9 protein-coding genes and 1 other RNA gene are annotated in these 13343 nt (G+C 31.4%); 8 read left to right on the plus strand and 2 right to left on the minus strand.

Annotated features, from left to right (window positions below; genetic code table 11):
- Nucleotides 1–223: 223 nt before the first annotated feature.
- The 6 genes from eno to smpB all read left to right on the plus strand — a co-directional run bounded on the left by eno (nucleotide 224) and on the right by smpB (nucleotide 9234).
- Entirely contained in the window at nucleotides 224–1519 is a 1296-nt protein-coding gene (gene eno, locus CPJCM30710_RS10815) for a phosphopyruvate hydratase (protein ID WP_212904187.1), read from the plus strand.
- A gap of 275 nt (nucleotides 1520–1794) precedes the next feature.
- On the plus strand, nucleotides 1795–2013 hold the full coding sequence (gene secG / locus CPJCM30710_RS10820) for a preprotein translocase subunit SecG (RefSeq protein WP_407644987.1): 219 nt from the start codon (nucleotides 1795–1797) through the stop codon (nucleotides 2011–2013).
- Nucleotides 2014–2286: 273 nt separating this feature from the next.
- The gene (locus CPJCM30710_RS10825; protein WP_212904189.1) at nucleotides 2287–4314 is read left to right on the plus strand and encodes a sodium-translocating pyrophosphatase; all 2028 of its coding nucleotides are present in this window, start codon (nucleotides 2287–2289) and stop codon (nucleotides 4312–4314) included.
- A gap of 370 nt (nucleotides 4315–4684) precedes the next feature.
- Complete coding sequence (gene rnr / locus CPJCM30710_RS10830) at nucleotides 4685–6952, plus strand: ribonuclease R (RefSeq protein WP_212904190.1); 2268 nt, start codon at nucleotides 4685–4687, stop codon at nucleotides 6950–6952.
- A gap of 541 nt (nucleotides 6953–7493) precedes the next feature.
- On the plus strand, nucleotides 7494–8294 hold the full coding sequence (locus CPJCM30710_RS10835; RefSeq protein ID WP_212904191.1) for a formate/nitrite transporter family protein: 801 nt from the start codon (nucleotides 7494–7496) through the stop codon (nucleotides 8292–8294).
- 469 nt (nucleotides 8295–8763) lie between these two features.
- Entirely contained in the window at nucleotides 8764–9234 is a 471-nt protein-coding gene (smpB, locus tag CPJCM30710_RS10840) for an SsrA-binding protein SmpB (RefSeq protein WP_212904192.1), read from the plus strand.
- A 95-nt stretch (nucleotides 9235–9329) separates the two neighbouring features.
- Here the strand turns inward: smpB and CPJCM30710_RS10845 are convergent, their stop codons facing one another.
- Nucleotides 9330–10322, minus strand: a complete 993-nt coding sequence (locus CPJCM30710_RS10845; protein ID WP_212904193.1) for a tetratricopeptide repeat protein — start codon at nucleotides 10320–10322, stop codon at nucleotides 9330–9332.
- A 335-nt stretch (nucleotides 10323–10657) separates the two neighbouring features.
- Nucleotides 10658–11908, minus strand: coding sequence for an amidase domain-containing protein (locus tag CPJCM30710_RS10850; RefSeq protein WP_212904194.1), 1251 nt, complete (start codon nucleotides 11906–11908; stop codon nucleotides 10658–10660).
- 402 nt (nucleotides 11909–12310) lie between these two features.
- Between CPJCM30710_RS10850 and ssrA the strand changes: the two genes are divergently transcribed.
- Nucleotides 12311–12662: a transfer-messenger RNA gene (ssrA, locus tag CPJCM30710_RS10855) on the plus strand.
- Between the two features lie 203 nt (nucleotides 12663–12865).
- Nucleotides 12866–13303 carry a MarR family winged helix-turn-helix transcriptional regulator gene (locus CPJCM30710_RS10860; RefSeq protein ID WP_212904195.1) on the plus strand — a complete coding sequence of 146 codons (438 nt, stop codon included), beginning with the start codon at nucleotides 12866–12868 and terminating at the stop codon, nucleotides 13301–13303.
- Nucleotides 13304–13343: the final 40 nt, after the last annotated feature.

The following is a 13343-nucleotide window of genomic DNA, read 5'->3' on the forward strand; positions in this document are numbered from 1 at the left end:
TTTTTATAACTTGTGATGAATAAAGAATATAAGTTGATTATTGTTATCAAATAATTACTATTACAATATAATTATATTATATAATTAAATGAGTTGGAATATTATGCATTTATAAGTATTAGTATAAAAATAAATTAATTGTGAAAACTTTTAATAGTTCTAGTAAAAAAAAGAAATAATATAAAAGGTATACTAAACTCATGAAAACAAGGAGGACTATAAAATGAAACAATATGTTGAAATCGTTGACGTTGTTGCAAGACAAATACTTGACTCAAGATGCTTCCCAACAGTTGAGGTAGAAGTAGTTCTAGAAGACGGAACAATAGGAAGGGCAGCAGTACCATCAGGAGCTTCAACTGGTGCTTTTGAAGCAGTAGAGTTAAGGGATGACGATAAGTCAAAATATCTTGGAAAAGGTGTTTTAAAAGCAGTTCAAAATGTTAATGAAGCTATAGCAACTGAGCTTATAGGGATGAATGTATTTGAACAAACTCTTATTGATAAAACTCTTATAGAATTAGATGCAACAGAAAATAAAGGTAAGCTTGGTGCTAATGCTATATTAGGTGTATCACTAGCAACAGCTCAAGCAGCAGCTAACTATTTAGGACTTCCACTATACCAATATATTGGGGGAGTTAATGCTAAGGTTCTTCCAGTTCCAATGATGAATATAATAAATGGTGGAAAGCATGCAGACAACTCAGTTGATTTACAAGAATTTATGATTATGCCAGTTGGTGCTCCAAGCTTTAGTGAAGCATTAAGAATGGGTGCTGAAGTTTATCACTCATTAAAGAAGCTATTAAATGACAAGGGATATGCAACAGGCATTGGAGACGAAGGTGGATTTGCTCCGAATCTTAAGTCAAATGAAGAAGCTATTACAGTCATCTTAGAAGCTATAGAAAAGGCTGGATATAAACCAGGGCAAGATATTTATATAGCTATAGATGCAGCATCATCAGAGTATTACAAAGATGGAAAATATGTTCTTGAAAATGAAGGAAAGACTTTAACTCCAGCTGAAATGGTTGATTTCTATGGAGCTTGGGTTGCAAAGTATCCAATAATATCAATAGAAGATGGTATGGCTGAAGAGGATTGGGAAGGTTGGAAAATACTAACTGAAAAACTTGGTGGAAAAGTACAATTAGTTGGTGACGATTTATTTGTAACTAATACTACTAGATTAACTACAGGCATAGAAAAAGGAGTAGCAAACTCAATTCTTATAAAACTTAATCAAATAGGCACTTTAACAGAGACTCTTAATTCTATAGAAATGGCAAATAGAGCAGGTTATACAGCAGTTGTATCACACAGATCAGGTGAAACTGAAGATACAACTATTTCAGATTTAGTTGTAGCTGTAAATGCTGGTCAAATAAAGACTGGTGCTCCAGCAAGATCAGAAAGAGTTGCTAAGTATAATCAATTATTAAGAATAGAAGAAAATCTTGATGAAGTTGCTGAATACAGAGGATTAAAAGCATTCTTCAATATAAAGAGATAGTATAAAAACAGGCATCTGCAAAAGGGTGCCTGTTTTTGTATATTAGCTAAATGTTGTAAATGCTATAATATTATGTTATGATATGGTTATAATACATATATTATAGATAAACAACCTTAGAACTGAATTGGCTTGCTGTCATTTTACGAAGTAAAGTTTGACTAAAGATTTAATAGGCTCGATGCCTGCTCAACTTTATTAAGGATTGAAATTGTTTATCTTTATTAGGTAAAGATGAAAAGCGTATTTAGGGGGTGACTCTTTTGTATACAACTATGATAGTATTTCAAGCGATTTTAGGTATAATTATAGTAATGTCGATTCTTTTACAACCTACAAAGGCTGATGCTTTAAGTGGACTTATCCAAGGAAAAGGGGAAACTTTCTTTTCAAGGAATAAAAGCAGAACAAGAGAAGCAGTTCTTTTTAGAATTACAGTTATAGCATCATTATTATTTGCTATAAATACAATAGCGTTAAATTTAGTTAAATAACACATATGAAGGCTGGTCATAATTGACCAGCCTTCATGCGTTCTTAGGTTCATTTGCTGAAATCTGATTAAAAGAGAACCCGGATTAAATTTGTATAGTCTCCATAATTACTAAACTTTATTTTATATAAAATGAGGATATTAATGAGAAAAGTAATAATTTTAAAAATATTACATTTATTAAAAAAATTAACTTATTCCTAAAGGATATTTAGGATATTAGTTGAATTAATAGCATAATAATTATATGAATGTAAAGATGGGAGGGAGTTATATGAATAATTATTTACTTACATCTGTTATAACAGGATTACTTGCTTTAGTCTTCGCCTTTTTACTAAGAAAATCTATAGTAAAAAGAGAAATAAAAAACGAAAAGATGAAGGAAATTTCAGGATATATTGAAGAGGGTGCAATGGCATTCTTAAGACGTGAGTACAAGTATTTAGCTGTTTTTATAGTGGTGGTTGCTATCGCCATTGGGGTTTTTATCCATATACAAACAGCTATATGTTTTGTAGTTGGAGCATTATTCTCAATTTTGGCAGGATTCTTTGGTATGAAGGTAGCAGTAAAAGCTAATGTCAGAACTACTCAAGCAGCTGAAAAGAGTATTAAGGAAGCTTTAACTGTTGCTTTTTCTGGTGGCTCTGTTATGGGAATGTGTGTTGTTGGATTAGGGATTCTTGGATTAGGAATCTTATCAATTATCTTTGACTTAGATGTAACTTATATCACTGGCTTTGGACTTGGAGCATCATCTATAGCACTTTTTGCAAGAGTAGGTGGTGGTATTTATACAAAGGCTGCAGATGTAGGGGCAGATCTAGTTGGTAAAGTTGAAGCTGGAATTCCAGAGGATGATCCTAGAAACCCAGCAGTAATAGCAGATAATGTTGGTGACAACGTTGGTGATGTTGCAGGCATGGGTGCAGATCTTTTTGAATCTTATGTTGGTTCAATTATATCAGCTATAACTCTTGGTTCAGTAGTTAACTTAACTAGTGGTAAGGAAGCTGTATTTTTCCCGATTGTAGTATCCTGTGTGGGAATTATAGCATCTATTCTGGGAGTTTTGATGGTTAGAGTTGTTAAGGGGGACAATCCCCAAAGAGCTCTAAATATTGGCACTTATATTGCTGGAATACTCATGATAATTGGAACAGGAATATTTAGTAAGATAATGTTTGGTGATTATAAGGCTTTTGGTGCTGTTATAGTTGGTATAATAGTAGGGTTATCTATAGGAAAAATTACAGAAATTTATACTTCTGCTGATTATAAATATGTAAAGGAAATCGCTAGTCAAACTCAAACAGGTCCAGCAACAACAATTATTTCTGGGCTTTCTGTTGGAATGAAGTCAACTGTTCCTCCAATATTATTAATATCCGTAGGAATATTAGTAGCTTACTATATCGTAGGTGGACAAAGTCACGCTACTTTAGGTCTTTATGGAATAGCTCTTTCAGCAGTGGGTATGCTTTCAACAACAGGAATTACTGTTGCTGTTGATGCTTATGGTCCAATTGCAGATAATGCTGGTGGTATTGCAGAAATGGCAGGACTTCCTGAGAATGTAAGGGAAATTACAGACAAGCTTGATTCTGTAGGTAATACCACTGCAGCTATAGCTAAGGGATTTGCCATTGGATCAGCAGCTCTTACAGCATTAGCTTTATTTGCTTCCTATGCTGAAACAGTTAAACTACAAACTATAGATCTTTTAAATCCTCTTACTTTAATAGGATTTTTGATTGGTTCTATGGTTCCATTTATGTTTGCGGCATTAGCTATGGAAGCAGTTGGTAAGGCTGCAAATCAGATGGTGGAAGAGGTAAGAAGACAATTTAGAGAAAATCCAGGTATAATGGAAAGGACTGTTAAACCAGATTATAAGAGATGTGTAGATATATCCACTCAAGCAGCTTTAAGACAAATGCTTCTACCAGGAGTTTTAGCTATTATAATACCTATTGGAATGGGACTTCTTTTTGGTACAGAAGCATTAGCAGGGGTAATAGCAGGTGCTGTTGGTACAGGTGTACTTATGGCTGTAATGATGGCTAATGCTGGTGGTGCATGGGATAATGCTAAGAAGTACATTGAAAGTGGAGTTTATGGCGGAAAAGGAAGTTCTGCTCATAAGGCTGGAGTTGTAGGTGACACCGTAGGAGACCCATTTAAGGATACAGCAGGACCAGCAATGAATATTCTTATAAAACTTATGACTATAGTATCTCTTGTATTTGCAAGTGTAATAGCAACTTATGGAGGGATAATAACTAATTTATTTAAGTAATTATAATAACCTCTATAGATACACAACTCCATAACTGAATTGAATAAGAATTGAAGTTTTTTGTCTTTAGTGGGATTTCACTTAGTGAAATGACAGCAATTAAAAGTACAGGTGAATTTGTCGCCTGTACTTTTTAGTACATTTACCTAAAAATTATGTAGTCTTATAGAAGGAAATATTTAGATAATCAATTTGATTTTTTACATTTATTGTAATGTAAAGATATATTTTCTTTACATTATTTTCATATATAGTATATAATAAACCTGCTTATAAATTTTCATAAAATGTACCAATAAAATAGAATGATTTTAACCATATTGGGAGAAAATATAAGCGAAATTCCGTTGAGGAAAATGGAGGATTTATTATGGGAATAAAACAAACAATATTAAGTTTTATGAGAGAACCGGCGTATAGGCCAATGGATATACAAGAGCTTGCTGCCATATTTGATATAAAAAAAGATGAATATAAATCTTTTAAAAAGGTTTTAAAGGGTATGGAAAAGGAAGGCGTAATAGTAAGAACAAAGCACGATAGATTCGGTCTTCCTGAAAGATTAGGTTTAGTTTCAGGTAGACTACAAGTTCATCAAAGAGGGTTTGGATTTGTTATACCTGATGAAGAAGGGTTAGCTGATGTATTTATTCCTAGCTCTTCTATGAATGGTGGTATGAATGGTGATAGAGTAGTTGCTAAAATCATTAAAGAAGATGCAGCTGGGAAAAAGTGTGAAGGAGAAATAACACAAGTAGTTGAGAGAGCTAACAAAACTATTATAGGAGTTTATGAAGATAGCAGAAATTTTGGTTTTGTGGTTCCAGAAGAAAAAAGAATTCAGAATGATATTTTTATTTCAAGGAATGATAAAAATGGTGCCGAGACTGGAGACGTCGTTATAGTTGAAATAGTACAATGGGCAGATAAGAGAAGGAATCCAGAAGGAGTAATAGTAGAGATTTTAGGCAAAAAAGGAGAGAGAGGACTAGACATATTAACTATTATTAAAAAACATGGTCTCCCAGAAGAATTCCCAGAAAAAGTTTTAAATTATGCTGAAAATATAGAGGAAGAAATTCCAGAAAGTGAATATAAGAGGAGAAAAGATCTAAGAGATGTAAGAATGGTTACAATTGATGGAGCAGATGCTAAAGATTTAGATGATGCTGTTTCAATAGAGAGACTTCCAGATGGTAACTATAAATTAGGAGTTCATATAGCAGATGTTTCTCACTATGTAAGAGAAAAAAATCCTCTTGATAAAGAAGCGTTGAAGAGAGCTACTTCAGTTTATCTAATAGATAGAGTTATACCAATGCTTCCAAAGAAGCTTTCAAATGGCATATGTTCTTTAAATCCAAAAGTAGATAGACTTACTTTAAGTTGCATTATGACAATAGATAAAAGTGGAAGAGTTTTAAATCATGAAATTGCAGAGACTATCATTAAAACAAGTGAGAGAATGACTTATACTGATGTAACAAAGATATTAAAAGATAAAGATGAGGAACTTATAAAGAAGTATGAATATCTTCATGATGACTTTAAAGCAATGGAAGAACTTTGTTTAATTCTAAATAAAAAGAGATTAAATAGAGGAGCAATAGATTTTGAATTTGAGGAGTCAAAAATTATATTAAACGAATTAGGTAAGCCTGTTGATATTAAACCTTATGAAAGAGAAATTGCCAACAGAATTATTGAAGAATTTATGTTAGTTTGTAATGAAACTGTTGCTGAGTATATGTTCTGGACTAAGATTCCTTTCGTATATAGAATACACGAAGATCCAGATACTGAAAAACTAGATAAATTTAAAGAGTTTATATATAATCTTGGATATACAGTTAGATGGACTCAGGATGTTCACCCAAGAATGCTTCAATCCGTTCTTGAAATGGTAAAAGGTAAGAAAGAAGAGACTGTTGTAAGTACACTGCTTTTAAGAAGTATGATGCAGGCTAGATATGCTCCAGAATGTGTAGGACACTTTGGACTTGCAGCAAAATATTATTGTCATTTTACTTCTCCAATAAGAAGATATCCAGATCTTCAAATACACAGAATAATAAAAGAACATCTTCATGGTAAGATAGATGAAGAAAGAACTAAGAAGTTAGCTCTAATAGTAGATAATGCATCAAAACAATCTTCAGAAATGGAAAGAGTAGCTCAAGACGCTGAAAGAGAAGTTGACGATCTTAAAAAAGCTGAATATATGCTTGATAGAATTGGAGAAGAATTTGAAGGAATTATATCTTCAGTTACATCATTTGGATTATTTGTTGAGCTTGAAAATACTATTGAAGGTCTAGTTCATATTACTGATATGGATGATGACTATTATGTTTTTGATGAAGCGCATCTTACGTTGATTGGAGAGAGAACTAAAAAGGTTTATAGATTAGGCGATTCTGTAAGAATTAAATGTTCTAAAGTAGAGATTGATAATAGAGAAATCTACTTTGAAATTATAGAAGATGAGTATTCAAGAGGACTTTCTACAATTCCATCAGAGGAAGCTCTAGATAAATATAGTTTAAACTTTGATGATGAAGAGCTAGAGGATGAAGAGTTCAATGAAGAAACATTAGAAACTAATGAAATAATGCATGAAGAAGAAGAAGAGTTTTAATTTTATAATTTTCTTTTAATCTATATATCAATAAGAGAAAATTAAGCTATGAAAAGCATTGAGGTTTTTATAGATACGCAACTTCATAATTAAACTTATAATTCCTGAAAAAGCATTGCATGTCGAGGCTATTTTCAGGAATTGTTTAAAGATTGAAGTTGTTTATCTTTACTCAGTGCTTTTTGTACTTTAAATAATATAAAAAACTTGAAATTATTAACAGGTTTATAGTATTATTTTTATGAAGGTATTTTGTAAAAAAAACAAGAATATGCAATAAAAAAACTTGAAAAGCTCTATAACAATGTAGTATTATTTTTATAGAATGTTTTGTTAAAAAAAACACAAACAATTACAGCATTTGTAAAAAAAACAAGAATATGCAATAAAAACTTGAAAAGCCCTATAACAATGTAGTATTATTTTTTTATGGCATGTTTTGTTAAAAAAAACACAAACAATTACAGTAAAGGTATTAAAAAGATAATTTAAGGTATTATTATTTTGTATTTATTAAAGTAAAAGAAAGTTGAGGGAGATTATGTTTAAAGAGGAAATTCTTAAAGTTGCTCATTCGGCAGAAAAAAAGAAGAAATTTTGTCAAGAAAGTATCGCAAAATATTTTGTTCTATCATTGATTGCAGGTTTTTATATAATGGTTGGTGTAGCTCTTTCCTATACAGCATCAGCTATTTTTAATGTAGATGGGAAGGCTTATTCAAAAATAGCAGCGGGGCTTACTTTCTCTGTAGCATTAAGTCTTATTTATTTTGCAGGAGCTGAATTATTCACAGGCAATTGTTTTGTATTAACAGTTGGAGCTTTAGAAAAGAGAATTAAATGGATTGATTGGGTTAAAGTTATTTTTGTATGTTATGTGGGTAATTTTGTAGGTGCACTATTATTAGGTTATCTATATGCAAAAAGTGGTGTAGCAAAAGGATTGGCAGATAACTATATTGTACATCTTGCAGAAACTAAGATGCATTTATCAATAGAACAAGCAGTTCTAAGAGGAATTTTATGTAATTTTGTTGTATGTGCAGCAACTTGGATATGCTATAAGATGAAAGATGATGTATCAAAGCTTATATTAGTATTTTGGTGTATATTTGCTTTTATAACAGCAGGATTTGAGCATAGTATTGCAAATATGGGGATACTATCTCTTGCACTTATGTTCCCACACCCAGAAGCTGTTACAGTTTCAGGAATGTTTTACAACTTAGTATGGGTTACTTTAGGAAATATAATTGGGGGAGCTGTATTCATGGCAGTTCCATACTGGTATGCTTGCAAATCAAAATCACAAAAATCTAATGAAGCTAAACATGTAGCTTAGTTTATTTAGGACTATTGATAAAGTTAGTTTATCAATAGTCTTTTTATATGCTGTTATTTTACAAAGTGAAATCTGACTTAAATTGAGTCAGGTTTGAGGCTTGCTCAGCTTCATTTGCTGCCATTGAACGAAGTGAAATTCTAATGAATTTAAACAGACTTCATTATCATTCAATTTATTTTATAAGAATTATAGATACACAACTTCATAACTGAACTTATAATTCATGATATACAAGTTCATATTGAATTAAGAATTTTAGAAAAAGTATTGCATGCCGAGACTATTTTCTAAAATTCGTTAAGGATTGAACTTATATATCCTAGAAAAAGCATTGCATGTCTAGGCTATTTTGATGAAGTGTTTAAAGATTGAAGTTGTTTATCTTTATTAAGTTTATAATTCTTGTTAATACAAGAGTATTATATTATAATAAAGGAACGATAATAATACCATAGTAGGTGATTTTATGGCAAGAAAAAATGATAATAAGACATTAGCTGAAAATAGAAAAGCGAGACATGATTATTTTGTAGAAGAAGCTATGGAAGCTGGTATAGCTCTTGTAGGAACGGAAGTAAAATCTATAAGAGCAGGAAAAGTGAATTTAAAAGACAGCTATGCAGAAGTTAGAAATGGTGAAGTTTTCATAAGAAATATGCATATAAGTCCTTACGAGCAGGGCAATATATTTAATGTTGAACCTTTGAGAGAAAGAAAGCTTCTTCTTCACAAGGAAGAAATAAAAAGGCTTTTAGGACTTGTACAGCAAGCAGGATTAACTTTAGTTCCACTTTCTCTTTACTTAAAGAGTGGAAGGGTAAAGGTAAATTTAGGTGTATGCAAAGGTAAGAAGAACTACGATAAGAGAGATACTATGCTTGAAAAAGCTCACAAGAGAGATATTGAGAGGCAAATGAAGGAAAGAATGAAGTATTAATAGGTCATGCTCTATATAAGAGCATGACCTTATTGCATGTCATTTTACAAAATGAAATCTTAATAAAGCTGAGCATGCTCTATGCTTGGTCAGCTTTATTCTAATTCTCCTATAATATCTTCCTTTCTACTACCTACAATATCTTTAAATTTAGAATATACCTTTAGATTGTTTAAAAAATTATCATCTAACGCAATAAGTCGTAGATACTTTTCGCGAAGTATTGCTTTTTCTAAACACTGAAAGGATTCATCTATATTTCTAAAGACTGCATAAATTCTACACTTGTAATAATAAGGAATAGCAGAGTTGTCATCAAGTTCTATAGCTTTATCTAATTCTCTTATAGCTCTATCTAAATCTCCTTTGAGAAATAAAACGTTGCCTAGTTCGTAATAGCTCCATGGAATAGTTGGATTGAAGGATATGATTGTTTCGTACATTAATATAGAAGAGTCGTAATCTTCTCTGTTATAGTAAATATCAGCTAGCATTTTATAGGTGTTTATGGATTTTTTATTATGCTTTAAATATTTTACAAGATGTGATTCGGATTCTTCGTATTTATTTAATTTATAAAGGCATAAACCGGCTCCGTATAATGCAGCGGGTAGTTCTTTCTTTAATTCTAAAGCTTTTTTAAAACAGTGTACGGATTCTTTTAGGTCTCCTAAAATATAATAGCAGTTTCCTTTATTAGCATAGGGTGCAGCAAAATTTTGATCAAGTTCTATAGATTTTTCTGCATGTACTATTGCTTCTTTTAACATTCCAGACTCAAAGTATGCCCAGCTTATATTATTATAAAGTACACTATCTGTACATTTGCATTTTAATGCTTCATCACATGCTATTAGTGATTCTTCTATTTTCTTACTTTCTATTAATATTTCTATTAGTAGTGAATAATAGAAGTTTTCAGTGAAGGAATTTTTATGTTTTTTTATAAACTTTAATGCTTTGCTATATTTACCCTTTTTATATAGAAATAATGCAGTTCTTTTTAAGTATTTAGTATTATTCTTTAAGGATGTTATATGGAGATATAGAAAAATACAAAGTAAGGTAACTATTAAAATCCATTCCAATATTATCCCTCTTTTTAGAAAACTCTTAATTAATTATATGAATAAGGGAAAAAAAAATGCCCCTAAATAAGAGGCTTATAAATATATTGCAGTGAATCATTAATAAATTAAAGAAATAGACTTTAATTTTAATAATTATTTAGGTATTTAAAGTAATTACGAATTTATTTATTGTCATTTCACAAAGTGAAATCTGGCTCAAGTTATAGATATACAACTTCGTAACCGAATTTATAATTAATGAAAAAGCACGGCATGTCGAGGGCTATTTTCATTAATTTTTTAAGGAATGAAGTTATGTATCTCTAATAGGATCGATACCTATTAAATTTTATTTATCTAACATGTATAAGATGGAAGTATATGTTTTTATCACTCCAACCTAAATCAAAGGGAACATGATACCTTTCAACAGTATGTGAGTTAATAAGAGGATATCCATGAGAATCAAAGGCTGTTACAATAGCGTTATGGTCAATATCATTACCCTTTGCATAGGACACTACATCGCCTAGTTGAAGTCTTCCTATAGCACCATTGGGAGAATCATTAGAAGGAGCAATAAGATTTTTGAATGATCCTCTTTTTATAAGGGTTCCTTTACCGCTATATAACAAATAATTTCTAAAAGCATCTGCATTTACCCAAGAGGCACTGTTTTCTGCACCATCATATTTTTTATAGACACTAAACCAAGCTCCATCATGTTTTAAAGCTCCACCTTCTTTATCTCCCAAGCATTGAGAAATATAATTGGTGCAATCTCCACCAATTCCAGTGTAATTTTTATATTTTTTATTATATTTTAAGTTGTTTTTACTTCCCCAAGGTACACCACAGTACTTATCAGCATATTCGATAGCTTTAAGTCTATTATACTTTCCTTTAGGAATAGGGGTTCCTGTTTCTTGTAAAGTTGGAGGTGCGAAAGTACTAAAATCATAACATTGAGACTTAGGCTCAGAAAATTGCAGTGTTTTAAAATCCCATGAATAACCTTTTAATGCATCATCAAAGCAATCCAAGTACCAATCGCTAGTTATAATCCATTTATCATTTTTTTTGTTAAGAGTTATGGCATGGAATAGATTTATTCCAAAGTTATTTACAACTGGTTCATTATCGCAGTTATATACATATTCAAATTTATACTCTTCATCTACTTTAATCTTAGCATGGGTTGGTGAAACGGAGGCTCTTTTTACATTTGCTTTTGATGATATAGAGGTAAATTTTATTCCTCTTTCCCCAGCCCAGTCTCTTAAGTACCGTATTCTTCTTACTTCATGTTCTAGAGAATACTTACCATAGTTATGAGAAGTTTCATAATAAGGAATTAAGTCTGCTATATCACCAGTTAAGAACATATCGTTTCTTTTATTAAAGAATTCTTGTATATGAAGAATTAAGGTATCTTCTGCATTCGTCATTTCACAAAGTGAAATCTGATTCAAACTGAGTAGGCTCGATACTTGATCAGCTTTATTTAGTGTAGACACCTGAATAGCTTGAGATATAATTGGAGTTAACATAAAACAAATCATTATAGATGATATAAGTGTTTTATAGATAATTCTAATTCCCATAACAATTTCTCCTTAGTATAAATTTCTCCTACTATTAAATTAGTATTGCTATAATAATAATTTTTATTATAAATTTATTATTTTCTAAAATATTACTTAATGTTTAATAAATTAGTAATTTTGCTAATAATACACCTATTGAAGTAATTTATAAGTTAATGTATTATAGGTTATGTGATGAGGGACAGTGATTCCTCCTCACAGTTACAAATGCTAATTGTTATTTCCTTATAGTAAGACTTACCACCTAAGTTCTTACTAAATTATATTGCTAATAACTCCTTAAAGATGTTAATTGACAATTGTATCTAAAAATTGTATAATTAACATCTAGTAATATTTAGAAAAATTTATATTATGATGTTTATGTGCGTTTATAACATAGCCATGTTACCCTAATAAGGGGGCGTTTTGGCTTCGACGGGGGTAAGATGGGCTTGAGAAGCGAGTCGAGGGACGTATGGGCCCGCGTTAAAAAACTATACAATAAATATAAACGCAAACGATAATTACGCATTAGCTGCTTAGTGTAGCTCGTCCTACTCGAGAGTCCCACGACTTGGGATAGGGCGCTAATAAGTGGGGAACCGAACTTAGCAAAGCTTTGAGCTAAGGACGGAATTTATGAAGCTACTGAAGTGAGAAGCTTGTCTGTGAGCGTCTCATGGAGGGAATGTTAAAGTACAGACTGCACTCGGAGAAGATCAGGCTGGTCTGCTTTCGGACAGGGGTTCGATACCCCTCGCCTCCACCATAAGTGGAAAAAACCGTACTGTTTAGGCAGTACGGTTTTTTATATTTTATTAAGTGCATGAGTGTTTTTAGCTTTAAGCATAATAGGATTGACGGGTTGGGGGAGATCATCGATGTAAGGTAGTAAAACGTGCCAATTGAGTAATCTTGAAATAAAATTATACCTGTGTTATTATAAAAGAAATGTTTAGGAGGCTAAGTATTATGGAGCATAAACCAGAGGATTGGATTGGGTGTTGGATTAATAAAGTCGAAAGAGCTATCAATAATATTCATGATAAGAAGCTTCAGCAGTATGATTTAACCGTATCACAGGTTTTAGTTTTGCATCAGCTTTGGAATAAAGATGGACTTACTCAAAAAGAAATTCAGAAAAATTTAAATTTGAGACCAGCTTCTGTTTCTGGACTTGTAGATATGTTATTAAGAAAAGGATTTATAGACAGGAAACAGGATGATCAGGATGCAAGATTTAAAAGACTATATTTGACTGAAGAAGGACGTAGATTAAAGGATTTATCTTTAGAAGTTATAAAAGAAATTGAACATATAATTTCTCAAGGATTTTCTGAGGAGGAAAAAGTAATTTTCATATTATGGATGAGAAAATTATATAATAATCTTAATGCTTTAGAAAAATAAGAATGTAGCATACTTTAATTAAATATATATTTAGGAAGCT

The sequence above is a fragment of the Clostridium polyendosporum genome, from assembly GCF_018332455.1.
GTDB lineage: Bacteria > Bacillota > Clostridia > Clostridiales > Clostridiaceae > Clostridium_AY > Clostridium_AY polyendosporum.

What these genes read in the sequence shown, in the direction of transcription:
- eno (WP_212904187.1), top strand. Translation starts at nt 224, where the DNA reads ATGAAACAATATGTTGAAATCGTTGACGTTGTTGCAAGACAAATACTT.
- secG (WP_407644987.1), top strand. Translation starts at nt 1,795, where the DNA reads ATGATAGTATTTCAAGCGATTTTAGGTATAATTATAGTAATGTCGATT.
- CPJCM30710_RS10825 (WP_212904189.1), top strand. Translation starts at nt 2,287, where the DNA reads ATGAATAATTATTTACTTACATCTGTTATAACAGGATTACTTGCTTTA.
- rnr (WP_212904190.1), top strand. Translation starts at nt 4,685, where the DNA reads ATGGGAATAAAACAAACAATATTAAGTTTTATGAGAGAACCGGCGTAT.
- CPJCM30710_RS10835 (WP_212904191.1), top strand. Translation starts at nt 7,494, where the DNA reads ATGTTTAAAGAGGAAATTCTTAAAGTTGCTCATTCGGCAGAAAAAAAG.
- smpB (WP_212904192.1), top strand. Translation starts at nt 8,764, where the DNA reads ATGGCAAGAAAAAATGATAATAAGACATTAGCTGAAAATAGAAAAGCG.
- CPJCM30710_RS10850 (WP_212904194.1), bottom strand. Translation starts at nt 11,908, where the DNA reads ATGGGAATTAGAATTATCTATAAAACACTTATATCATCTATAATGATT.
- CPJCM30710_RS10860 (WP_212904195.1), top strand. Translation starts at nt 12,866, where the DNA reads ATGGAGCATAAACCAGAGGATTGGATTGGGTGTTGGATTAATAAAGTC.